General features: G+C 60.7%; 1 pseudogene. It reads left to right on the top strand.

Annotation, left to right across the window (positions count from 1 at the left end):
• Window positions 1-331 (top strand): annotated as a pseudogene (locus tag AC5WRL_RS28130) (hypothetical protein); the annotation flags it as partial.

Here is a 331-nt window from a genome sequence, read left to right as displayed (position 1 = left end):
GATGAGGAGCTGCGTACATTCAGCTGGCTCGCCGAACACTATGCAGATGATCCAGTCTTTGCTGAACGAGTGACGGTGGACCTCGGAGCCGAGGGAACTCTCCAGCTGTGGGTTGATCTGAGCTCTGGAAACTGGCATCCGGATTCCGAGCGATGGCAGATCCTGGACGGCCTCCAGACAAACCTTGGAAACCTTCTGGGCACGGCGACCCGGTCCGACTCCGCAGCCATGGAGCAGTGGGAACAGGACATGCTCGACCTCGGTGAGCAGCCGATCAACGGCGGTCCTCGCGGGTACCAGGTGATGAGCGCACTGATGCGCGACGGTGAGT

It is taken from the genome of Streptomyces sp. NTD107, assembly GCF_059510435.1.
The sequence above is the reverse complement of the archived record's forward strand: the minus strand, read 5'-3'. Positions and strand labels throughout refer to the sequence as shown.